The 21,579-nt window shown below is 54.1% G+C and carries 23 protein-coding genes and 1 pseudogene; 10 read left to right on the top strand and 14 right to left on the bottom strand.

All coding sequences use genetic code 11. The features are described from left to right. Window positions 1–13 precede the first annotated feature (13 nt). The 5 genes from HGO37_RS13765 to HGO37_RS13785 are packed head-to-tail and all read right to left on the bottom strand — an operon-like array spanning window position 14 to window position 3,712. Window positions 14–829 carry an amino acid ABC transporter ATP-binding protein gene (locus HGO37_RS13765; protein ID WP_250983791.1) on the bottom strand — a complete coding sequence of 272 codons (816 nt, stop codon included), beginning with the start codon at window positions 827–829 and terminating at the stop codon, window positions 14–16. Beyond that, complete coding sequence (locus tag HGO37_RS13770; protein WP_250983792.1) at window positions 826–1,479, bottom strand: ABC transporter permease subunit; 654 nt, start codon at window positions 1,477–1,479, stop codon at window positions 826–828. The genes HGO37_RS13765 and HGO37_RS13770 overlap by 4 nt, the downstream gene beginning before the upstream one ends. Beyond that, complete coding sequence (locus HGO37_RS13775) at window positions 1,476–2,255, bottom strand: AroM family protein (RefSeq protein WP_250983793.1); 780 nt, start codon at window positions 2,253–2,255, stop codon at window positions 1,476–1,478. The genes HGO37_RS13770 and HGO37_RS13775 overlap by 4 nt, the downstream gene beginning before the upstream one ends. Further along, the gene (locus HGO37_RS13780) at window positions 2,252–2,899 is read right to left on the bottom strand and encodes an amino acid ABC transporter permease (RefSeq protein WP_250983794.1); all 648 of its coding nucleotides are present in this window, start codon (window positions 2,897–2,899) and stop codon (window positions 2,252–2,254) included. The genes HGO37_RS13775 and HGO37_RS13780 overlap by 4 nt, the downstream gene beginning before the upstream one ends. Window positions 2,900–2,914: 15 nt before the next feature. Further along, window positions 2,915–3,712, bottom strand: coding sequence for a substrate-binding periplasmic protein (locus tag HGO37_RS13785; protein ID WP_250983795.1), 798 nt, complete (start codon window positions 3,710–3,712; stop codon window positions 2,915–2,917). Window positions 3,713–3,910: 198 nt separating this feature from the next. Here HGO37_RS13785 and HGO37_RS13790 point away from each other — a divergent pair, with 198 nt between their 5' ends. Next, window positions 3,911–4,840 (top strand): LysR family transcriptional regulator, encoded by a 930-nt coding sequence (locus tag HGO37_RS13790; RefSeq protein ID WP_192489965.1) that lies wholly within the window; start codon window positions 3,911–3,913, stop codon window positions 4,838–4,840. Between the two features lie 109 nt (window positions 4,841–4,949). Further along, entirely contained in the window at window positions 4,950–6,320 is a 1,371-nt protein-coding gene (locus tag HGO37_RS13795; protein WP_250983796.1) for an amidase, read from the top strand. A gap of 31 nt (window positions 6,321–6,351) precedes the next feature. On the opposite strand, the gene HGO37_RS13800 is transcribed toward HGO37_RS13795, so the two are convergent. From HGO37_RS13800 to HGO37_RS13830, 7 genes are all read right to left on the bottom strand, one after another. Next, the gene (locus HGO37_RS13800) at window positions 6,352–7,407 is read right to left on the bottom strand and encodes an AbrB family transcriptional regulator (protein WP_250983797.1); all 1,056 of its coding nucleotides are present in this window, start codon (window positions 7,405–7,407) and stop codon (window positions 6,352–6,354) included. Further along, complete coding sequence (locus tag HGO37_RS13805) at window positions 7,407–8,819, bottom strand: amidase (RefSeq protein ID WP_250983798.1); 1,413 nt, start codon at window positions 8,817–8,819, stop codon at window positions 7,407–7,409. The genes HGO37_RS13800 and HGO37_RS13805 overlap by 1 nt, the downstream gene beginning before the upstream one ends. Window positions 8,820–8,841: 22 nt before the next feature. Further along, the gene (locus tag HGO37_RS13810; protein WP_250983799.1) at window positions 8,842–9,729 is read right to left on the bottom strand and encodes an ABC transporter permease; all 888 of its coding nucleotides are present in this window, start codon (window positions 9,727–9,729) and stop codon (window positions 8,842–8,844) included. 2 nt (window positions 9,730–9,731) lie between these two features. Beyond that, window positions 9,732–10,649, bottom strand: a complete 918-nt coding sequence (locus HGO37_RS13815) for an ABC transporter permease (RefSeq protein ID WP_192489960.1) — start codon at window positions 10,647–10,649, stop codon at window positions 9,732–9,734. A gap of 61 nt (window positions 10,650–10,710) precedes the next feature. Continuing rightward, window positions 10,711–12,231, bottom strand: a complete 1,521-nt coding sequence (locus HGO37_RS13820; protein WP_250983800.1) for an ABC transporter substrate-binding protein — start codon at window positions 12,229–12,231, stop codon at window positions 10,711–10,713. 14 nt (window positions 12,232–12,245) lie between these two features. Continuing rightward, window positions 12,246–13,085 carry an ABC transporter ATP-binding protein gene (locus tag HGO37_RS13825; RefSeq protein WP_192489958.1) on the bottom strand — a complete coding sequence of 280 codons (840 nt, stop codon included), beginning with the start codon at window positions 13,083–13,085 and terminating at the stop codon, window positions 12,246–12,248. Next, a complete protein-coding gene (locus tag HGO37_RS13830) occupies window positions 13,078–13,914 on the bottom strand; it encodes an ABC transporter ATP-binding protein (protein ID WP_250983801.1) in 837 nt (278 codons plus the stop codon). Before HGO37_RS13830 ends, HGO37_RS13825 begins: the two co-directional genes overlap by 8 nt. A gap of 106 nt (window positions 13,915–14,020) precedes the next feature. Here HGO37_RS13830 and HGO37_RS13835 point away from each other — a divergent pair, with 106 nt between their 5' ends. The 5 genes from HGO37_RS13835 to HGO37_RS13855 all read left to right on the top strand — a co-directional run bounded on the left by HGO37_RS13835 (window position 14,021) and on the right by HGO37_RS13855 (window position 19,761). Beyond that, entirely contained in the window at window positions 14,021–14,953 is a 933-nt protein-coding gene (locus tag HGO37_RS13835) for a LysR family transcriptional regulator (RefSeq protein ID WP_250983802.1), read from the top strand. 675 nt (window positions 14,954–15,628) lie between these two features. Continuing rightward, window positions 15,629–16,510 (top strand): lipid kinase, encoded by an 882-nt coding sequence (locus HGO37_RS13840; protein ID WP_250983803.1) that lies wholly within the window; start codon window positions 15,629–15,631, stop codon window positions 16,508–16,510. 57 nt (window positions 16,511–16,567) lie between these two features. After that, window positions 16,568–17,533 (top strand): magnesium and cobalt transport protein CorA, encoded by a 966-nt coding sequence (locus HGO37_RS13845; protein WP_250983804.1) that lies wholly within the window; start codon window positions 16,568–16,570, stop codon window positions 17,531–17,533. A gap of 386 nt (window positions 17,534–17,919) precedes the next feature. Continuing rightward, window positions 17,920–18,705 carry a ThuA domain-containing protein gene (locus HGO37_RS13850; protein ID WP_250983805.1) on the top strand — a complete coding sequence of 262 codons (786 nt, stop codon included), beginning with the start codon at window positions 17,920–17,922 and terminating at the stop codon, window positions 18,703–18,705. Window positions 18,706–18,711: 6 nt separating this feature from the next. Continuing rightward, the gene (locus HGO37_RS13855; protein WP_250983806.1) at window positions 18,712–19,761 is read left to right on the top strand and encodes a Gfo/Idh/MocA family protein; all 1,050 of its coding nucleotides are present in this window, start codon (window positions 18,712–18,714) and stop codon (window positions 19,759–19,761) included. 101 nt (window positions 19,762–19,862) lie between these two features. Here the strand turns inward: HGO37_RS13855 and HGO37_RS13860 are convergent, their stop codons facing one another. Both HGO37_RS13860 and HGO37_RS13865 read right to left on the bottom strand, forming a co-directional pair. Further along, window positions 19,863–20,294 carry an OsmC family protein gene (locus HGO37_RS13860; RefSeq protein WP_250983807.1) on the bottom strand — a complete coding sequence of 144 codons (432 nt, stop codon included), beginning with the start codon at window positions 20,292–20,294 and terminating at the stop codon, window positions 19,863–19,865. 88 nt (window positions 20,295–20,382) lie between these two features. Further along, the gene (locus HGO37_RS13865; RefSeq protein WP_250983808.1) at window positions 20,383–20,784 is read right to left on the bottom strand and encodes a DUF2177 family protein; all 402 of its coding nucleotides are present in this window, start codon (window positions 20,782–20,784) and stop codon (window positions 20,383–20,385) included. Window positions 20,785–20,839: 55 nt separating this feature from the next. On the opposite strand from HGO37_RS13865, the gene HGO37_RS13870 reads away from it, so the two are divergent. From HGO37_RS13870 to HGO37_RS13875, 3 genes and pseudogenes are all read left to right on the top strand, one after another. Then, window positions 20,840–21,034, top strand: coding sequence for a DUF3140 domain-containing protein (locus HGO37_RS13870; protein WP_250983809.1), 195 nt, complete (start codon window positions 20,840–20,842; stop codon window positions 21,032–21,034). Further along, a pseudogene (locus tag HGO37_RS26515) lies at window positions 21,019–21,192 on the top strand (cupin domain-containing protein); the annotation flags it as partial. The gene HGO37_RS13870 and the pseudogene HGO37_RS26515, both read left to right, overlap by 16 nt. Beyond that, a complete protein-coding gene (locus HGO37_RS13875) occupies window positions 21,169–21,579 on the top strand; it encodes a helix-turn-helix transcriptional regulator (protein ID WP_352230578.1) in 411 nt (136 codons plus the stop codon). The pseudogene HGO37_RS26515 and the gene HGO37_RS13875, both read left to right, overlap by 24 nt.

Genomic DNA, 21,579 nt, shown 5'->3' on the forward strand with positions numbered 1-21,579 from the left:
GTAAAAGGCACAATCATGCTGCAAGGAACGTTTGCACCCTTTCCGGCGCGAGGTCGGAAAACAATTCAGCCGGGGGTGCCTTGGCGTAAATCGACCCGTTTTCCATGAAGACCACCTCGTGGGCAACGTTGCGGGCAAAACTCATTTCGTGGGTGACAACAATCATCGTCATCCCCTCTTCTGCAAGCTCCTGCATAAGAAGAAGAACCTCTCGCGATAATTCTGGATCGAGAGCCGATGTTGCCTCGTCGAAGAGCATGACCTTTGGCTCCATCGCAAGAGCACGAGCAATGGCTATGCGTTGCTGCTGGCCACCGGATAACTGTTCAGGCAAGCTGTCCAGCTTGTGCGCCAATCCAACGCGGGCAACAAGACGCCGCGCTCGATCGTTGGCTTCCTCACGGGTGCAAATACCCGAAGATACAGGAGCAAAAGCGACATTCTCAAGAATGCTCATGTTACGGAACAGGTTGAATTTCTGAAAAACCATTCCTGTCTGTCGCCGGTGGTGGCGCAATAATCGCTCACCAGCAGGAACAAGCCTGTTATTGCGCTCACGATGTCCCACAAGCTGTCCACCAACCCAGACCTCACCTGCCGTTGGCCGTGCAAGATAATTGATGCAACGCAGGAGAGTGGTTTTGCCTGATCCGCTGGGACCAATGATCGCCGTGGTCGTCGCCTTGCGAATGGCAAGATCGATATTGTTCAAAATGCCCTGATCGCCAATTGAAAGCCCGACACCGCGCAACTCGACAGCATGAACAGGGTCCGGTTTTTCTGGCCAGCGTGTTGTGTAAGAATGTGCGATTGCGTGAACAGAACTCATGCGATTGCCATCCTTCGAGTACAGCGTTTTTCAATTGTGATCAGGAATGTGTTGATAATCGCATAGATTGCACCCGCGACAGCGACCATTAGCAAAGGGTTCTCTCCCGAGTAGATGAAGGCACTGGTAGTGCTCATGATTTCGCTTACCGATATCGCCGACGCCAGTGAGGTCTCCTTGAACAGAACGGTCGTCCGCCCGATAAACGGTGCGGCGGCAATCCTGACGACCTGAGGAATTATTACCTTTATCGCAAAGCTTAGCGGGGGAATGCCAAGCGCATATGCAGCTTCGAACTGGTCCTGCGGAACGCCGTTATAACTCGCTCGAAATATCTCGAAATAATAGGCTGTCGCAAAAAGCACGAAGGCAATGACAGCAGCCGTCATTGGCGAGATAAACCATCCAAATGCGGTCGATCCATAAAACGCCAGAAACAGCAGGATGAGTGGTGGCGTAGTTTGTGCAAGCCAGCTGTAGAGCCTAATAAAAAGGCGCAGGGCTTTCGGCGCAGCAATATCCGCAACCGTCAACCAGACAGCCAAAAAGCTTGATAGAAATACGGTTGTCACCAAGAGAAACAAGGCATTCAGTGTTGCACTCGCCACTGATGGTGCAAGATTGAGAACTGTTGACCATATAGCGATCATGAGCTGACCTTCTCGCTCGCCCTCGGAAGCAATTTTGCGGCCATTGAAATCGACGCAACGGCTGCCGAAATAACGGGAACGCCGAGTTTCAGCGAGAGACTTTCAGCACCATCTTTTCCCTGCCCGACACCGGCGCCATAAGCCCAGACCAGGATCAGGTCAGGTATGTTTGACCGGAACTCTTCGGCAGCAGCGTCGAGGTTGTTGCCATGACCGCAAAAGACGAGACTAAGGTCACCTGCCCAGGTCTTGGCTGCCCATCCATCCTTTTGTTGCTGGCGTTGGCGGTCTCCGTAAACAAGAAGTCCTAAAGTTGCAGTTGGTTTGGTGTTTGCCAGCAATTGCGCATAAGCAGCCATCGCAATGCTTGGCAGGACAACCGGACGGTTTGATCGGAAGCTTGAAGCAGGAAACTCCTCGGCAGCACAAATGATGGTCAGATCAACACCGTCTTTCACTTCCAGATCATCGATGGCTTCCTGGACCAGCGGTATGAAACTGTCACGGTCAAACCAACGCGCAGTCCAACCCGGGCCTAGAGCGCTATGCTCACCCGACTGACGCAGATTGGAGCGAATAGCAGGCATGCCATCTTTCGCAGCCATAGACGCCAGCGCCTCGTGAGAAAGCCCATCAAGGACATGTCGCCAAATGACGTGTGCCTTGATACCCGTCTGCTTCAGCAGGCGTTGATGATAGCTGTCCAGATCAAGACGCGGCCCCTGCCCGAGACTAACGAAACCTATTTTCGGTTGATTCGGTTGGCCGGCGCTCATTTTGGACTCCATCGGCGCACGGAGGCCCGTGCAATTAGGGAAAGAAGACCACCAAGCAGGATATAGATTGCGGCAGTCGATAGCAGGATTTCAAATGGCCGGTAGCTCTCGGCGACCAGTTCGTTGGCCTTGGCTGTGAGTTCGGGGATTGTGATGATCGAGGCGACCGATGTACCCTTCAGGATTAGCGTTGCGTTCGAAAGCCATGTGGGAACGACAACAGGCAATGCCTGAGGATAGATGATCCAAATCCATACCCTCCATGCAGGAATACCAAGCGCACTTGCTGCCTCGTACTGCCCGGGATCGACCGATTTCAATCCTGACCGGAATATTTCCATCGTATAGGCAACCGCCGAAAGCATAAGTCCTGCCAGTGCTGTGACCAGCGCTGGTAGAACAATTCCAATCTCCGGCAGGCCGTAATAGACCAGAAACAGGATCACGAGTGTCGGCACGGAACGCATCAGTGTGCTGCAGGCCTGAATGACGCACGACAACGGTCCGGGTCTGCGAAGACCGCATACGGCAAGAGGCAGAGCGACGATCGTGGACAAGACGAGCGTAGCTGCTGTCAGCCACGCAGTTGTCCAGGCTGCCCGCAAAAGGATGGGCAGGCTCTCAACGAGAAAACCGAAATCCATGATCGCTGCCCGCTATCAGTTACGACCAATCCAGGTCTCTTGAAGCTTGGCGAGTTCACCACTCTGTTTCAGTCGCGCCAGTTCACCATTCACCGCTTCCAGCAGTTCTGGCTGACTACGGCTAACGATCAATGCATGGGTGTAAGGAGAAACGCCATCACGTTCGAAACCAGGTACAAGAATCTTCAGCGCCGGATCACCGTGAACATGATGGCTGGCGGTGATGTAGTTGATCGCAACAGCATCGATGCGACCATTTTTGAGATCGAGTATTTCCTCGGCAATACCGGGATACGTCGTGACCGTGACGTCTTCACCGAATAAATCGGACAGCAGTTTGCCTTCCTGACCGCCACGTACGACCCCGATGGTTTTGCCTTTGGCTTCACCTACCGCAGCAATCGTTGCACCTTCAGCTTTGACCAGCAGGGTTGAAAAATTCTCCACCGTCGGCTCGGTCATGAACAGATCGGGCGATGCGAGCCTCTGTGGGGTACGGGCAGTTGCAGAGCAGATCATGTCGAACCGCCCGCTTTTCAGGCCGGGGATTGTCGCGGCAAAATCGACTCGCACGAACTCGGTTTTCAGCTTCAGGCCGGTGGCCACCGTGCGGCAAAGCTCCACGTCAAACCCGGTAAGCGTACCATCGCCACCCATCGTGGTCATGGGAGGAGCATTTCCGGTCGTGGCAATGGTGATCGTTCCCGGTGAAACAAGTTTGGAAGCATAGGCAAGTTCCTGCGCGCAAGCGCTCGATGCGAGTGCCAGTGACGTAGAAAGAGGAATAGCAAGAGCGAATAGTCGTGAAAGCATGAATGGAGTTCCCTTGTTTTGTTATTGGGGAAAAGCCAGAGCCAAGACCTTTAACGGTGTGAATCTCTCGCTGCATGGCGCCTTCCCGTGACCGGATTGGAGACCATGATCTACTGTGCGTCCAATATTTTCCTTCTATATTTTCATAGGAAAATGCCTATGGTCTGAGCGGGAGGCAACGATTGCCCTGGAGTGCACATGAACCCGAATCTTCGGCATCTGGAAGTTTTCCGCCTTTTCTCCCGCGTCATGAGCGTCACCGAGACGGCGAGGCTCTTACGCATAACCCAACCCTCGGTCAGTCAGGCGCTGAGGGATCTGGAAAACCAGCTCGGGGTTGAATTAATCATTCGTGGGAACGGTCCGCTCAAGCTGACCGCGAATGCAGAGTTGCTACTGAAAAACATGGAAGACGTTCTCGATAATATGCAGGCCCTGCGAGAGCGTGCCGCACGACTGCGCGGAGAACAGGATAACAGTCTTTCGATTGCAACGGTCCACCCCCTGACTGGATGGATTCTGCCACAGTCTCTGAGCCGGCTGAAGGACGCCCATCCGCAGACGCGCATCAGCATCGAGGCCTATTCCAGCCGTGAAGTTACAAGACGGGTTCAGGATCGTTCCGCCGATATCGGCTTTACGTTTCTGCCTGTCGAACATCTTGACATGGTTGTGAGACCGTTGATGGCAACGGAAATGATATGCCTGATGCCAGCGCATCACCCATTGGCAGGCACACCAGTGTTGACACCGGAAGCGCTGAAAGACGAAGTTGTCATAACTTTCGGTCAGCAGGTACGTCAGGAATTCGATGTACGCATGTCTTTCGACCGTAACACCAATGAAAGCAGCTTTCTAACCACTAACCTCTCCGTGGTGTCAGCGGACCTTGTACGGCAGGGTCTGGGCATAGCCATCACCCTACCCTTCGTACTGTCTCCACGCGGAAACGATGACCTTGCCGTCGCCGCCTTCAAACCGGAGATCCGCAGATCACTGGTTGCTGTGTATTTGAAAAAACCAGGACTTTCGCCTCTGGCCAAATCGTTTCTTACCCAGGTTCGCGAAGAGATGCGTGGTTTCGCGAAGCACCTGAACGAACTTGGCATATCCGCAAAACCGAACTAATCCGACATTAGTAATAGCCTATGCCTTTATCCGCGTTTCTTATTGGACATCCCCCCTGCTCCCCTTCAGCTTTGCCACATCAAAAACCGGCATTTCTGAGGAAGAAAAAATGAGTAAACCGTTATGGTCCTATTCCGCATCCGAGCTGCACTCGGCGTACAGAAAAGGCGAGCTGCAACCGACCGCCGTTCTTGAAGAGGTTCTCAAGCGCAACGAAACCGTCAATCCCAACCTTAATTTGTTCGCAACAATGGACGTCGATGGCGCAAGAACGGCTGCGGCTGAAAGCGACAAGCGCTTTGCGCAAGGGCAACCACTCGGCGACTTTGACGGTATTCCAGTCACTATCAAGGATAATATCCATGTGAAGGACCTGCGTTGTGCCTGGGGCAGCAATTTGTTCCTCGATCAGATTTCGCCTGAAGATGAATTGCCCGTCGCACGGATCAGAGCACAGGGTGCTGTCATTCTTGGCAAGACCAATGTTTCGGAATTCACACTCGGCCGCGGCAATGTCAGCACGTTGGCTTTTGGCACGACGCGCAACCCATGGAACCCGGAATTAACCAGCGGTGCCTCCACAGGCGGCGGCGCGGCTGCAACGGCTTCTGGTGTCGCACCAATTGCTTTCGGAACCGATGGCGGTGGCTCCATTCGCCGTCCGGCAGCCCATAACGGACTTGTTGGCCTCAAACCTTCGACCGGTCGCGTCGCGCGCATCAACGGACTGCCACAAATCCTGCATGACTTCGAGATCATCGGGCCCATAGCGCGCACGGTCGCCGATGTCGCCCTGGCATTATCGGCTGTGGAAGGACCGCACCCGCACGACCGGTCATCCTACGGCTTCACAAAGGGTAAACTCACACCTGCGCGCAAGGGCTTGAAAGTCCTCTATGTCCCACAGCTAGCCGACATGCCTGTTGAAGAACCAATCCGTATTTCCTGTGCCAAGGCAGCCGAAAATCTGGCGTCGATTGGCTTTGAAGTGGAAACCGGCGCGGCTCCCTTCGATGTTGCGCTGTTCGAGAAACATTGGCCGGCAATCGGCGGTTCCGGACTTGCATGGCTGCTGAAAGATACGGATTGGGAAGGTAATATCGGGACCGCCTATCCGCCGATGATCGAAAAGGGCAAGTCGCTCTCTGCGATCGACTATGTCGATGCACTGATGGCGTTTAGGGAAATCTACGCGCAACTCGCCGTCGCATTCGAAACCTATGACTTCATCATGACCCCGTCTGCAGGCGCAATGCCATGGAAAGCAGAGGAATTCGGACCACCATATCACCGGGCGTTCACAGGATTCGTGAATTCCGCCGGTCTTCCAGGCATTAGTATCCCGTGCGATCCTGCATCGGATGGCATGCCAATCGGTTTCCAGGTCATCGCACCCTTCGGCGGTGACTGGGACCTGCTCTCGGTGGCCGCAGCTTATGAACAAAAGTTCCCCTGGGCGGATCGCTGGCCAAATATCTAATCACGAATAAATAGAAGCAGGCGTGGCGGTTTCAGGATTGACCGCCGCGCCCTAGTCCAATTGTCCAGACTGGGCTCAACACCATCAGACCGACAAGCCGGATGAGATGATGCGAACTGACAAAGCTCGGATCGAGGTTGAGGGCAAAGGCAAGCACGGTCATGGCCTCAACGCCACCTGGTGCGAAAGCCAGCCAGATCTCGTTGAATGGCAATCCTGTCAAAAAAGCCGCCAGCGCTGCGAAAAAGCCAGCAATAACAATCGCAAAAGCAATGCTTCCAAGTGCCGGTCCGCAAAGTGCTATGATAGCTGGCAGGCTTGTTCCACGAAGTCTTGCACCGATGGCAGAGCCAACGACAATATAGGCCACGATCAATATTGGAGCAGGAAGTACGCCTTCGACGATCCCAGTTGCATGCAATGAACCGCTGGCCAGAAGAGCGCCAAGCAAGAGGCCACCGGGAATGCGTAATCTGGCGCAGATGAGACCACCAATGCTGCCAGCCACAAGCATCACTCCGATATCAAATACCGATGCCTGCCGGATTTCGATTTGCATGGCCCCTGCCGGACTGACATAGATCAGCAAGGGTACAAGTGAAACCAGAACGATTTGCCGCAATGTCTGGCTGATGGTGATCTTGACGAGATCCCCCTTGCTGTCGCCTGCAATTGCCAAAACAGCCGAAAGCGCCCCCGGGACAGAACTCAATCGCGCCGATGCCAGATCCCAGCCATGCCGACGGATGAGATACTGTGTCCCGACAACCATGGTTGCCGCCACCGAAATAGCCAAAAGGGCTATGCTGGCAGGCCACTTTTCGAGTTTGACCAGCATTTCCGGGGTTATGCCAGCCCCCATGGAGGAGCCCAGCAAGATGAACGCAGCACCCCGCAATCCATCTGGAATTCGTAACGGTCTCCCTGCGAACACGGCGACGATTACTGCAAGCATAGAGCCGCACAGCCATCCGGCAGGGAAGCCCGAAAGCTCGAGAAGCCCCCCGCCTAATGCACCTACAGCCAATGTCTCCAACACCCGGACAATCAATTGCCGGTCGAACAAACTCGTACGGATGGATGACATCAGACTGTTGCCAATGCTGGCCAGCGATGAGCCCAGGGCTGAGCCTTCTCGAATTGTATTGCAAAATCCAGAAGCAGATCATCCGCGCCATAGGCCCCAACAGCCTGCAAGCCCGCGGGCATATTGTCGCTGTTCCAGCCTGCGGGTAGCGAAATGCCCGGATGCCCGCATGCATTCACCCAGTTGGTGAAAATTGCGTGACCACGGGGACCCGCATCCTTGCCATCGATAACAGGGGGAAACTGCGTGTCTCGCGGCCATGGATGAGCAGCAGACGACGGCGTTATGACGACATCGAAATCTTCGAACAATTTGCCGGCCGCAAAGCGGAAAGCATTGATCGTTTCAATAAACCCGACATAATCGCTGGCAGAGAGTTTGCCACCTGCCCTCGCCTGATCTGCAAATGCCGGTGAGACCAGATCGAAGAAACATGGCATGTCCTGCGCGAGCTTGGCCAATCCTGCATTTGCCAGTATTTGCCAGCCATTTGAGATCGGCCCAAGGTCCAGTGGCAATGATCCACGTGTTATCTGATGGCCAAGGCGTTGCATGACATCAACAGATGCCGAGCATAGAGCAACGATCTCGGGATCGACAGGTGCTTCTCCGAAACGTTCTACAAACAGAATACGCAATGCTTTTGGTTCTTCTGCATCCAGAGATATTGGCCGGAAACCATATGACCGCTGATCCTCACTGGTTGCATGACCGATCACACTCATGATTACGCGAATATCATCGCATGTCCGAGCAATTGGCCCAACAACCTCGCAGTCGGAAAGCAGCGGCAACAGGCCATTGTTACGTGGTATACGGGCAATTGAAGGCTTCAAGCCAACGATCCCTGTATAACCGGCTGGGCGTCGAATCGAGCCTCCGCCATCGGTGCCGATGGAATAGGGCGCAAGTCCGCCAGCAACCGCTGCCACCGATCCACCACTGGATCCACCTGGGGTCAGCGCCGGGTTCCACGGGTTGCCTGTCGAGCCGAAAACCGGATTTCCGGTAAAGCCGCGCAACGTAAATTCCGGGACATTCGTCTTGCCGAGAATAACCGCCCCCGCCTCACGCAACCGCTGAACGGGCAGTTCGTCGGTCTCTGTGCTAAAGTTTTCAAAAAGTCGCGTACCCCATACGCAGGGCATGCCAGCGACCAGGAGGTTATCCTTGACTGCAACAGGAATGCCGTCCAGCGGACCAAGCGGCTCACCGGCGCTGAACCGCATATCGGCTTGCGCGGCTGCGCCGCGCGCACCGTCTTTATCCAGATAAACGAAAGCATTTAGTGCAGGATCGATCCTCTCGATCCGCTCAAGATAATGATCCACGACTGCAATCGCGGTCAGGCTTCCATCCCGCAGACTTTCACCCATTTCGCGAAGGGTCATGCGATAGATATCTTTGGTCATACTGTTCACTCTGATCTGACGGTTATTGCGAGGCATCGGGTGCAAGAAGACTGCGCAATCCCTCGCCTAGAAAGGTTATTCCAACGACCAGCACAAAAATCGCCAGACCGGGAATGTTGACGAGCCAGGATTCGAAGAACACGAAGTCTTTGGCTTCCGCGATCATCAGGCCCCAAGAACTATCGGGTGGACGAATGCCGAGACCGAGGAACGAAAGAGCAGCCTCAAGAAGAATGGCATGTGCCATCTCAAGCGTGCCGACAACAATCAGCGGGCTCACAAGGTTTGGGAGGATTTCACCAGTCATGATGCGGAAATTCGATAATCCAGCAGCGCGTGCCGCCAGAACAAACTCGGCATTGCGATAACGCATGGTCAGGGACCGCGTCACCACAAGGAACTGATCCCACAGAAAACAGGCAAGAATGAGCATCATCAGAGGCAAAGAATTGCCAAGCAGGCCGACCAGCGAAATCGCGGCAAGCATTATGGGGAGACTAAGGCGGACCGTCAGCAAAAACATGACGGCCATATCGATACGGCCACCAAAGAAGCCACCCAAAAGCCCAAGACCGATGCCCATGACCGCCGAAAGCAGGATGGTACCAAAGCCGATGATAATCGACAGCCTTGCTCCATAGATCAGACGGCTGAGATAATCCCGGCCGAGGTGATCAGTTCCCAGAATATGGTTCCAGTTGCCACCTTCCATGAAGACAGGACGGATAAGGCGGTCGGTCAACGACTGCTCATATGGTGAGTGAGGCGCGATCCATGGTGCCAGGATTGCGACGATGGCAATCAGCCCGATAATGACCGCCCCCGTTGTCAGACCCCAGCGACCGACAGGAATACGGGGACCTTTCCAGAGGCGCGCTGTTGGTGTGTTTTCAGTCATATGCAGGCGCATGTTCAGTCCAATCTGATACGGGGATCGATCATCACGTTGATGAGGTCGGCCAGAAGCGTCAGGACGACGTAAGCGGAGGACACTGCCAGAAGCGCTGCCTGAACGACGGGGTAGTCATTCTGGTTGATAGCCTCCCAGGTCAGGTACCCGATCCCGTGAATTGCAAAAATATTCTCTACGACAACAGAACCACCCAGCAGGAAGCCGAACTGGACGGAGGCCACAGCGACAACCGGAACCAGCGTGTTGCGAAGAGCATGGTGCAGATAAATCTGCCACGGGCGCAGGCCCTTGGCGCGCGCGGTGCGGATATAGTCGGAACGCATCACTTCGATCATGCCTGCGCGAGAAATACGGATGATGGCCGGCATCGAGTAGAACGCAAGCGCCATTGCCGGCATTAGCAGGTGCTTGAAGGAACCGCCGCCTGAGATCGGCAGCACAGCGAACTGTAACCCGAGCACCAGAATAAGGATGAAGCTGAGCCAGAAAATTGGTGTCGACACACCGAGAAGCGCGATGAACAAGGCTATGCGATCCACCATCCCGCCAGGCGCACGACCGGCGGCCATACCAAGAGGAATAGCCATGGCCAATGCCATGACGATCGCAATGGCTCCCAGTGCCAAAGTCGCGGGCATTCTATCGAGGACCAGTGTGACGACAGGACTGCCGTAATAGAACGAAGTACCGATATCACCCTGCAGTGCCCGAAGAAGCCAATCCCAGTATTGCGCGATCAGCGGCTTGTCCCAGCCATATGTCTTGCGAAGAAAGTCGACATAGTCGGCGCCACTTCCCTCGCCTGCAAGTGAAATCGCCAGATCACCAGACATCTTGAGCATCACAAAACTCAGGAAGGAAATGGTCAGCATCACCAGTATGGCAAGGCCTAGTCTTCGGGCGATGTAATAAGCCATCTCTGTTCGTCCTTATGCGAAACTCCGCTCCGGCAGTCGTGGCGCCGGAGCGGAAAGATAATCATTTCCAAGTGGCGCGCCAGAATTCGACGTTCTCGTCTCCCGGAACAGGAACCGTGACATCTTTTGCCGTCACATAGTTGACCGGCATGCTGAACATCGGCACCCAATAGGCCTGATCTGCAATCTGCTTCAGAGCGGTTGCATAAAGCTCCTTGCGCTTTTCAGGATCGGCGATCGCACCGGCATCCTTCACCGCCTGCGTCACGACTGGATCACGCGACTGATCATCCGGGGATTCAGCAAAGAAGAACGGCAGGATGGCGCCTACGTCATTCACACCCGCCGAACCGAAGTCATCGATGACGATTGGAGTCTTGTGATCGCGACGCTGCTGGATGACGGCCGAATACTGCAGCCAATGAAGGTTCGCACGGATGCCAATGGCACCGAGATAACCGATGATGGCCTCTGCGACAGGGCGGCTGCGATAACCGTAGATATCGATATCGAAGCCATCCGCATAACCGGCTTCAGCCATCAGAGCTTTAGCCTTTTCGACGTCATATCCATATTGCGTGACATCGGCAAAGCAACCGAACTGCGATGGAGTGCACGCCGAAGGGACTGTCTTGGAGGCCCCGCCAACCAGCGACTTTGCCATGGCGTCGCGGTTAACCGCATGAGCGATAGCCTGGCGAACACGAACATCCTTGAGAGGGCTTTTCTCGTCGGAAAGGCCAGCAGCGTCCAGAGTAAGAAAGCCGATACGGAAAGTGTCTGCATTCACCACATCCACCATCGGCATCATCTTCAGGCGATCGGCCTGATCAGCCGGAATGTAATAAGCCCAGTCAACGCCGCCACTGATGAGCTCGGCAACCTGTGTGTTCACGTCCGGAACTGCCCGGTATACCAAGGTCTTGATGTGCGGCTTGTTCTTGCCACCGCCTTCGAAGTAGTCGTCATTACGTGTGAAGATCACATCGTTGCCGCTACCGCCGCTGATCTTGTAAGGACCCGTACCCACAGGCTTTTCGGCAAATCCCTGCAAGCCAACGCTTTCCCGGTATTTTTTAGGTACAATCGGGAGCTGAATAATGTATTCCAGAGCCAGAGGTGTTACCTGCTTGCCAACCACCCGAACCTTGAAAGGATCGACGATTTCGATCTTTTCAATCCAGCCACCGGTCATACGGTTGAAGACCTTGTTTGCAGGCTCGGCGGCATACATGAAACTGTAGGCAACATCTTCGGCGGTCATCGGATCGCCATTGTGGAATTTCACGCCCTGACGCAGGTCGAATTCCCAGGTTTTGTCATCCACCTGCTTCCACGCAGTCGCCAGCAAGGGCTTCAGCTCGAAGGTATTCGGATCGCGATAAACAAGCGCATCATAGGCAAGCAAACCAAGCAGAAATCCCTCGCGGCCAGGCGAATGATAGCGGTCCAGACTTGGGAGCTTGGCCTGGAACGCGGCAACTAGGGTATCGTCATCTTTGCCAGCGAAAGCAGCTACAGGCGTGAAGGCTATGCTTGCGGCAAAAAGAGCAAGGGTACTCTTTCGAGCTAAATTCAACATGGAGTATCTCCGATTCAAGATATGCTGGTTTGGGGAGGAATAAAATCTGGCGACACGAGCGGTCGAGCAAGATCCGGGTCCACCGGCAGAACAGCCGAGAGAAGCCGTCTGGTGTAGTCGTGAGTGGGTGACGACAGAACATCGTCAACAGGACCATCCTCAACGATACGCCCGTTGTACATGACGGCCACACGGTCGGACAATTCGGCTACGACACCGATATTGTGGGTCACGATTAGGTAGGAGAGGTTCATCTCTACCCGAAGTGTTTTTAGAAGCTCGAGTATCTGGGCCTGTACTGAGACGTCGAGCGCCGATGTCGGCTCATCACAGACAAGGATTCGTGGCTGATTGATGAGCGCACGCGCAATCGCAACACGCTGACGCTGACCTCCGGAAAGTTCGTGTGGAAACCGCTCGGAAAAGGAAACAGGAAGATCAACCTTGCGTAACAGGTCTTCAACACGATGCCGCGTTTCATCGTGACCAACTTTGCGTGCCGCCCTAAGCGGCATCGATATGATATCCAAGAGACGCTTGCGCGGATTCAGGGAGGCATAGGGATCTTGGAAAACCGGCTGCACCAGCGCCGCAAGCTGCAAACGGGAATAAGTCGAAATATCACGCCCGAAGACCTGAACGTCGCCGCGTGTGGGTTCCAGAAGTCCTAGCATCATGCGCGAAAGTGTTGTTTTGCCGGAACCGGACTCTCCGACGAGTGCAAGCGATTCTCCTTCGTACAACCTGAGACTGACTTCATTTACTGCGACAAACGGCTGCTTCTTGCCTTTGATCGCGAATTCGCGGGTGGCCATCGCAGTTTCCATAGAAATGTTGCGGGCTTTGTCAAACATGACCAACACTCCCAATGACATTTCGTTGTGACGCAATTAGCGGCTTGGCTTTCGGAACTGCGGCAATCAACGCTCGGGTGTAATCGTCGCGTGGGCTTTTCAGAACCTGGTAGACGTCACCAATTTCCACGACCTGCCCGGCCTTCATGACGGCAACCCTGTCGGCAATCGCCGCCACCACCCCAAGATCGTGGGTTATGAACAGAATGGAGACGCCAAAACTTGTCTGAATGGACTTCAGCAAAGACAGCACCTGAGCCTGCATCGTCACGTCGAGTGCGGTGGTCGGCTCATCGGCAATCAGGAGTTTCGGTTCGCACATCAACGCCATGGCAATCATCGCACGCTGGCGAAGTCCGCCGGACAGTTGATGGGGAAACTGCGTCATCCGGCCTTCAGGCTCCGTCATTCCAACGCGCGACAGCAGTTCGACAGCTTTCGCACGGGCGGCTTTCTTGTCCCGTTTGATATGGCGCAGATACACTTCCTCCAACTGCCGTCCCACCGTCATTGTCGGATTGAAGGCCATCATCGGATCCTGGAAAATCATTCCAATGGATCGTCCGCGAAGATCCTGCATCTGCCGTTCCGACAAATGCGCGATATCCTGTCCGACAAAAGTCGCAACGTTCGTACGGCGGGATGCGTTTGGCGGTAACAGACCAAGGATTGAAAGTGCCGTGAGTGACTTTCCGGAACCCGATTCGCCAACGAGGCAGAGGGTTTCTCCACTGGCGATGCAAAATGACACGCCCCGGACGGCATGAAGAATGCCCGCCTTCATGGCGATGTCGACCTCAAGGCCTGTTATTTCAAGGATATTATCCAACGTGTTCCGGTCCTGCTTTATGCTCTTATGTTCCCAAGATTGAGAATTGCAGAGTTTTAACATTAGAACTAATACAAAAGCTCTATAGTGACATAAGGAAAAGATTATGAACCTCGGGATACGTCAGCTGGAGACGTTTCGGCTCTTCGCCCGGACCCAGAGCGTAACGGAAACAGCGCGGTTGATGCGGGTCTCACAACCGGCAGTGAGCCAGACGCTAAAGGAACTCGAGGCGCAGCTTGGATTTGCGTTATTCGTCCGCTCGAATGGCAGAACGCGTCTGACAATCGAAGCAAATAATGTTCTACCGGATGTGGAGCGGCTTTTTGCGCAGATGGCGACGTTGAGGGGAAAAGCCGAAGAACTTAAGGATATGCGGGCGGGCGCACTGTCGATTGCTTCAGTGCCGTCCTTTACGGCCAGAATCCTGCCAACCGCACTAGGAGCTTTTCGGGCAGAGCGCAGTCAGGTCAGATTGCGGCTTGAGGTCTATACCGCAAGTGATGTCGTCAGGCAGATCCGTCAGGAATATTGCGATATCGGCTTTGCGTTCATGCCACTGGATGAGGCGGGTGTAGCCGTCCAGCCTCTGCTCCGAATGTCTATGGTGTGCCTTGTGCCGGTCGGACACCCCCTCGCCTCAAAATCCATCATCACTGCAGGTGATCTGGAAAATGAAACCATCATTGTTCACGGCGCGCAGACGACCCCCGGTTTTGTGCTGCGGGAAAGCTTGAGAACTGAAGTCGAGAGTTTCCAGATACTGACGACAAACCAGTCGGTCGCTTCCCTCCATATGGTTCAATGCGGCATGGGTATAGCTTTTGCGCATCCGCTGGTTCTGCCTTTCGATCCGCTTGGGCAGGTCGTGGCAGTACCTTACGAACGAGACGTGCCTTTGACATTTGCCATGCTTTATTCCCGCAATCGTCCTGTCTCACGTTTGGTTCTGCAGTTCGAGGCAATCTTGCGCAAATCGATCACAGCCTTCTGCCATGAACTGAATGGAAAAGGACTGACTTGCGAGGTTCTCGTCTGATCGCCCTTGCGCGACGTGGAACGTAGGAGCTTTCCATCGCCGCTCCGAGTGAGCCAATCAGGCCAGCGATCATAGCACCACGTGTTGGTTGCCTGATCAGCAAGAGCCCGTTTTCCATTGTGAGTAATCCGTCAAAATCGAAATAGTTGTTTTCTGACGATTGGTTACGTTCGATTTCGTGAGGCGACCCAGAATGGAAACTTGGCTCATCCTGCTAAAGTTCAAGATAGCATGCGAGTACTTCGCCTTGAAAGGATTCGACCCGCAGTCGCAAAGTCGATTGATGATTAGTCAAAAATGGCGAAATTCTCTCACTGCCGTAATCAACGCTACCCAAACGGTCGAAGGCATGCAGACTAGACATGCACGGACGACGATGTGTGATCAGGACCGATCTCACACCCAGGGTGCTAAGTCGCACTATCTAGGAATAGCAAGTATCGCGTCCTAACGCGAAATCCAATGCATAAGTCCACCTTGATCTTCCTCACTCTTTTCATTGAGTGCTGCTAATCCCTCCACCATATCAATATCGGGAACACTTCCGCCTAACCCGTCATCGAGTTGGGAGCGCAGGTTGCCATCTAGTTGATCGCGTAGATGGTCTCAATGACGTCGGTGCTCATTGCGGTTTTGTGGTGCGCCACACATATGAAACGCATGAGCATCGAGACCATGATAGACAAAACACGCTTCAAAAGAGCACTACTCCTGATTAATCCCCATGCCAGACGTGGGCGTGATAGCCTTGTTCAGGCACGCCAACTGCTCCTCCAGACTGGCTTTGATGTGGTTGAACCATCACAGGATTTTACAAACACGTCGGAGGCTATCGCGTCTCATCGTGACAGCGTCGATCTGGTTGTTGTTGGCGGTGGTGACGGCAGTCTCAACAACGCAGCACCAGGTTTGCTGGAAGCCGGATTGCCTTTGGGCGTTCTACCTCTTGGGACAGCAAACGACTTTGCACGGACGATGGGCATTCCGCAGGATCTTCGTGCAGCGATTGAGGTGATTTCTCGTGGCCGGACCATCGATGTGGATCTTGGCACAGCCAATGGGCATGCGTTCTTCAACGTTGCCAGCATCGGTTTCAGTGCTGACCTCGCGGCATCGCTGACCCAGGATGCAAAGAAGCGGTGGGGTAAGTTGGGGTATGCAATCGTTGCCGCCCAATTGCTGGCGAAGTCACAGCTTTTTACCGCCGATCTCGACCACGACGGAAAGGTAGAAACTCTCAAGACCCTGCAGGTTTCTGTCGGAAACGGCCGGTTCTATGGCGGCGGCATGTCTGTGCATGCGGACGCCACCGCAACGGATGGAATGCTCGATTTTTATAGTCTGGAAGTGGACCATTGGTGGCGCCTGCTTGGCCTGCTGCCCGCGATCCGGCGTGGCACTCATGGAAACTGGCATGATGTCCGCGCCTTTTCCACCAAGGCACTGACGATCAGAACGAGCAGACCCCGCCCCGTCAACCTTGATGGCGAACTGAAGACACAAACACCTGTCGAATTTGCTATCTTCGAAAAGGCAATCAAGGTTTTTGTGCCATAAACACCAAAATGGCATGCCCGTCGCGATTCCAGCATGCCAGTTTAGATCGGACCATTCATGACAGTTGTTGGCTCTTACCTCTATCGAAACGGTGTGCGTGCCGAAGAAATCGCGCTGACTGATGAGGTTTTCGAAACAAGCGATGGCGACTTCGCATGGATTGGCCTGACAGATCCAAGCGTTGAGGAAATGGCAAGCCTTCAAAAGATGTTTGGTCTTCACTCGCTGGCGGTGGAGGACGCGATCAATGGCAAGCAGGTTCCAAAGGTCGATATTTATGGCGAGCAGTTGTTCGTTGTTGCCAAGACCGCTCATCTCGAAGGCGACAAGATTGCTTATGGAGAAACCTGCATCTTTGTGGGCAGGCACCACCTGATCTCGGTTCGGCATGGTTCGGCCAGATCCCACCAGAACCTGCGGCGTCAACTCGAGCAGTCACCGAAGCTGTTGAGCCACGGCCCCGATTATGTGTTGCACGGCATTCTGGATTTCATAGTCGACGGTTACCTCCCAATGGTCGAAACGTTGGAAGACAAGGTATTGGACATGGAAAAACATGTCCTTGTCTCCTTCCTTCAGCCCGAACAAATCAGGCGCATCTTCCGCATGCGTAGACAGGTCATCAAATTCCAGCGCATTCTTGGCCCGATGGCCGAAGTTGCAGGCAAACTTTCTCACCTCGATATGCCCTGCGTCGATGATGACGCACGGCCGTATTTCAAGGATGTCTATGATCACATGCGTCGTGTTGAAAACCTCGTTGGTGGTCTGCGCGAAATCATGACGTCGGTGTTCGAAGCGTCAAATTTGCTGGAACAACAACGCCAGGGTGCCATCACCAGGCAACTCGCCGCCTGGGCCGCGATACTGGCGGTTCCGACAGCCATTGCTGGCATATATGGCATGAACTTCGAGTATATGCCGGAACTGAAATCGCAGTTCGGCTATCCAGCTGTCATCTGCGTCATTATCGTCTTGTGCAGCACCCTCTATTACCGTTTCCGTAAAAGCGGCTGGCTCTGAATCTTACAGATGCAGACTGTAGACCAATACTTTCAAATATTGACGATGCTGCCGTAAAGCACGCATTCCCTTCGTGAAGTTGAGTTTCAGGTGCGGCCATCTAGAATACGTCTTCGGCATCTTTCGCTTCTTAGATGACGGGTTTGGGTCAAAAGTGATTATGCACCCGCATACCCTTCCACAGGTGTCCGCGGATCCTGTGTTTGCGGAACTTATCGTAAACTGCTGAGTTTGGATTTTGTATGCCGTTTAGGAAGACCAGAAGTCGGGACACCGACGTTTCACGGTCGATGACCATTATCGTGATCTATCGACTAGTCGAAATGACTACCGAGCCTTCTTTTACCGGCGTCAAATTGCGAGCCAACTCATCAAGGAACGTTTAAATGCAAATAAATACAGTCGTCTGGGGCGAGAATATTCATGAGCATATCAATGAGACTGTTGGCTCGATCTATCCAAACGGCATGCACTCCGCCATAGCCGAAGCCCTGAACAAGCATTCAGATATCACTGCGACCACTGCCACCCTTCAGGAAAATGAACATGGCCTGCCGCAGGCAAGGCTTGATCAGACGGATGTCCTTATCTGGTGGGGACATAAGGATCACGGAGCGGTTGAGGACGAAATCGTCGAACGTGTGGTAAAACGCGTGTGGGAAGGCATGGGCTTAATCGTGCTTCACTCCGGTCATTTTTCAAAGCCGTTTAAGCGCCTGATGGGCACTCCTTGCGCGCTGAAATGGCGCGAGGCCGGCGAGCGCGAACGTGTCTGGACCATCAATCCCCGTCACCCCATTGCAAAAGGGCTGCCGGAACATTTCGAGCTTGAAAACGAGGAAATGTACGGTGAGCAATTCTCGGTGCCAGAACCGTTAGAAACGGTGTTTATCTCGTGGTTTCAGGGTGGTGAGGTGTTCCGCTCCGGCCTAACCTGGCGGCGGGGCGCGGGGAACATCTTCTATTTCCGACCGGGTCATGAAACCTACCCCACCTATCACGACGCCAATGTCCAGAAGGTCATCGGCAATGCGGTCAAGTGGGCATATAATCCGTCAGGCGCGTTAAAGACGATCCACGATGCGCCGAACGTCCCCGTCGATCAGGCACCCGAGCCAATCGAGGAACGTGGCCCCAAACTGCACAAGGCGGGTGAAGCAGGTTACAGGTAATCAATTATGAAGCTTCTTATTCTTGGAACCGGTGGAATGGCGAACAGCCATGTCATGCATTTCTCACAGATCTCAGGAGTGGAGTTGATTGCGGCGGTCGATGTTGATGACGTCGTCGTTCGCGCCTTTGCCTTGCGCCATAATATTCCTCTCACCTTCACATCGCTCGACGACGCGTTGGCCTGGGGTGAATTTGACGCAGCGGCAAATGTCACACCGGATGCGATACATCACCCCACGACGTTGAAGCTGCTCGCTGCTGGTAAACATGTGTTTTGCGAAAAGCCGCTGGCGGAAACCTATGAAAAGGCCGCCGAAATGGCGGAGGCCGCCGAAACAGCGGGGCTTATCGGAATGGTCAATTTGACCTACCGCGACGTCGCGCCGCTTCAGGCGGCACGGCAGATGGTGATGGAAGGCCGGATCGGTAAGCTAAGGCACCTCGAAGCTTCCTATCTTCAGAGCTGGCTTGTATCCAAAGCCTGGGGTGATTGGATGACGGAGAGCAAATGGTTGTGGCGTCTTTCCACCAAACATGGCTCTAACGGTGTACTCGGTGATGTCGGCATCCACATTCTCGATTTCGCATCGTACGGAGCAGGCAGCGACGTGGAGCGAATTTTCACGCGCTTGAAGACCTTCGATAAATATGAAGGCAACAGAATAGACGCCTACGATCTGGATGCCAATGACAGCTTCACCATGACGGCTGAATTTGAAAATGGAGCCATGGGTGTAATCCACGCAACACGCTGGGCAACCGGTCACCTAAATGAACTGCGTCTTCGTCTTCACGGTGACCAGGGAGCCCTGGAAGTCATTCACACTCCCGATTACTCCACGCTCCGCGGTTGTCTGGGCGACGATGTGGACAAGGCCATCTGGAGAGACCTCCAAGTAGAGCCCGTACCCACCAACTATGAAAAGTTTGCGTCAATCGTCATGGACGGAGGGATGGCGGATCCTACGTTTCGACACGCCGCGAACCTCCAAAAAATACTTGATCTGTCAATCGTGACTGACCGGGAGCGACGTGAACTTAGCGTTATCCCTTAGCAACTGAAAGTTAACCCGTTCAATCGGGATTACCAAAACCGCCAGTAAAGAATGTGGAAGCTGGCTTCATACCCGCTTCCACTGTCAAAAAGGAATTTTGGTTATGACACAGACACTTCCAGAGTAATTGGCACTGCAGACAGAGCCTTTGAAACCGGGCAGCCCTCCTTGGCCTTATTCGCGATTTCGCTGAAGACGGCGTAATCGGCGCCTGGAACAGAACCACGGAGCGTCAAGGCGATTTCGGTGATCGCAAAACCCTCACCGACCTTGTCAAGGGTGACCACGGCCGTCGTATCGAGATCGGTCGCAGTATATCCGGCTTCTCCAAGCATTTTGGAGAGGGCCATCGTGAAGCAGGCTGCGTGAGCTGCACCGATCAACTCTTCTGGGTTCGTTCCCTTGACACCTTCAAAGCGAGTGTTGAACCCGTAAGGATGCGAACTAAGAGAGCCGCTCTCTGTCGATATTTCGCCCTTTCCGTCCTTGATGCCGCCCTTCCAATGAGCCGAACCGTTCTTTTGTATTGCCATAATAATGTTCTCCTCAGGCTTGATGAATTAGCTTACGCCGAGTGGCGGGCCGGTAGGTTTGTAATGCAGAAATTAAGACACGTCTCAGCTATCCAAAATGACGTGCAGCTAGGTAACCGCACGCACTGGCTACGCCAGTCAGCATTGTCCCCCAAATGAGGTCGACGACACTCATCAACACTGGCCAACCGCGGATGGTAGAGAGGTTCGTCATATCGTAAGTGCCATAGGCGGCCAATCCAAGCACCGCTCCGTAACAAATGGCCACCCAAAGTGAGCCAGCTTCAAGTCCGGGAAGAACTGCGAGAATGACGATTGCCACCGCGAAAAACGCGTAGAAAATAGCCGCAACTGCAAAGTTCAATTTGGGAAGCATCAAGTGGCCAAGTTGGTCCCGATAAAAGTTCTTCGCTACAAAACCTAGCCAAATGGCATCTATCAAAAGAAAGGAAATCAGAGTTCCAGCGTAAGCAAGGCCGATTAGCTTCATTCGTCGACATCCTGACAGGTTGTTTCAGCTACAAGAGAACACAGCAGCGTCGGACTTGTTCCGGCTTCGTGGCGTCAACTCGATCAGAGCCTTCGATCAGAGCAAAGAGAGCGGCTGGACTGAGAAGGACGGAAAGGAAACGATCGGACATCATTCCGATCGCCGCATTGTTGAGATCAAACGCAAAAACAAAGGTGAACTCACTGAAGTCGACTACGAAGTCTCGACACGGTCGACGGCTCCCTGTTGACTGATGCCCTCCCACCGGTCGTCGTAATCGAGCGCGAGGAGACTGGTCCCATCACTTTCCTGCTCGAACAGCTTGATCTCGAGTGGAACGGTGCAGCGCCTGGCTCGCGCATAGCCTGCAACGATCTGCTGCGGTTGGTATTCATCCACGTTCTGCGCGCCTACCTGGCACGCCAGACCTCGCAGCATCCGGGTTGGCTTGCTGGACTTGCCGACGCACGCCTTGCGCCATCCATGCGGGCGATCCATTCGCAACCGGCGCGCAGATGGACAGTAGATGCACTGGCCGAACTTGCAGGACTGTCACGCTCGGCCTTCGCCGAGAGATTTCGCGCTACTGTTGGATCCTCACCGATAGATTATCTTGCCAACTGGCGGATGCGGCTTGCGGCAGCAAGGCTGCGTCGTGGCAATGAGTCATTGTCACGGATCGCTCAATCCTTCGGTTACAACTCAGACAGTGCCTTTGCCGCCACATTCCGGCGCGTTGTTGGGCAGTCTCCTGCGCGCTACCGCAGCCTGCACCGAGACCAGGCGGACGCTTAG

It is taken from the genome of Rhizobium sp. CG4 (genome assembly GCF_023701965.1).
Lineage (GTDB): Bacteria > Pseudomonadota > Alphaproteobacteria > Rhizobiales > Rhizobiaceae > Agrobacterium.

Excerpts from the sequence above, each read along its gene's own strand:
- HGO37_RS13765 (WP_250983791.1), bottom strand. The coding sequence starts at position 829 with ATGAGTTCTGTTCACGCAATCGCACATTCTTACACAACACGCTGGCCA.
- HGO37_RS13770 (WP_250983792.1), bottom strand. The coding sequence starts at position 1,479 with ATGATCGCTATATGGTCAACAGTTCTCAATCTTGCACCATCAGTGGCG.
- HGO37_RS13775 (WP_250983793.1), bottom strand. The coding sequence starts at position 2,255 with ATGAGCGCCGGCCAACCGAATCAACCGAAAATAGGTTTCGTTAGTCTC.
- HGO37_RS13780 (WP_250983794.1), bottom strand. The coding sequence starts at position 2,899 with ATGGATTTCGGTTTTCTCGTTGAGAGCCTGCCCATCCTTTTGCGGGCA.
- HGO37_RS13785 (WP_250983795.1), bottom strand. The coding sequence starts at position 3,712 with ATGCTTTCACGACTATTCGCTCTTGCTATTCCTCTTTCTACGTCACTG.
- HGO37_RS13790 (WP_192489965.1), top strand. The coding sequence starts at position 3,911 with ATGAACCCGAATCTTCGGCATCTGGAAGTTTTCCGCCTTTTCTCCCGC.
- HGO37_RS13795 (WP_250983796.1), top strand. The coding sequence starts at position 4,950 with ATGAGTAAACCGTTATGGTCCTATTCCGCATCCGAGCTGCACTCGGCG.
- HGO37_RS13800 (WP_250983797.1), bottom strand. The coding sequence starts at position 7,407 with ATGTCATCCATCCGTACGAGTTTGTTCGACCGGCAATTGATTGTCCGG.
- HGO37_RS13805 (WP_250983798.1), bottom strand. The coding sequence starts at position 8,819 with ATGACCAAAGATATCTATCGCATGACCCTTCGCGAAATGGGTGAAAGT.
- HGO37_RS13810 (WP_250983799.1), bottom strand. The coding sequence starts at position 9,729 with ATGCGCCTGCATATGACTGAAAACACACCAACAGCGCGCCTCTGGAAA.
- HGO37_RS13815 (WP_192489960.1), bottom strand. The coding sequence starts at position 10,649 with ATGGCTTATTACATCGCCCGAAGACTAGGCCTTGCCATACTGGTGATG.
- HGO37_RS13820 (WP_250983800.1), bottom strand. The coding sequence starts at position 12,231 with ATGTTGAATTTAGCTCGAAAGAGTACCCTTGCTCTTTTTGCCGCAAGC.
- HGO37_RS13825 (WP_192489958.1), bottom strand. The coding sequence starts at position 13,085 with ATGTTTGACAAAGCCCGCAACATTTCTATGGAAACTGCGATGGCCACC.
- HGO37_RS13835 (WP_250983802.1), top strand. The coding sequence starts at position 14,021 with ATGAACCTCGGGATACGTCAGCTGGAGACGTTTCGGCTCTTCGCCCGG.
- HGO37_RS13840 (WP_250983803.1), top strand. The coding sequence starts at position 15,629 with ATGATAGACAAAACACGCTTCAAAAGAGCACTACTCCTGATTAATCCC.
- HGO37_RS13845 (WP_250983804.1), top strand. The coding sequence starts at position 16,568 with ATGACAGTTGTTGGCTCTTACCTCTATCGAAACGGTGTGCGTGCCGAA.
- HGO37_RS13850 (WP_250983805.1), top strand. The coding sequence starts at position 17,920 with ATGCAAATAAATACAGTCGTCTGGGGCGAGAATATTCATGAGCATATC.
- HGO37_RS13855 (WP_250983806.1), top strand. The coding sequence starts at position 18,712 with ATGAAGCTTCTTATTCTTGGAACCGGTGGAATGGCGAACAGCCATGTC.
- HGO37_RS13860 (WP_250983807.1), bottom strand. The coding sequence starts at position 20,294 with ATGGCAATACAAAAGAACGGTTCGGCTCATTGGAAGGGCGGCATCAAG.
- HGO37_RS13865 (WP_250983808.1), bottom strand. The coding sequence starts at position 20,784 with ATGAAGCTAATCGGCCTTGCTTACGCTGGAACTCTGATTTCCTTTCTT.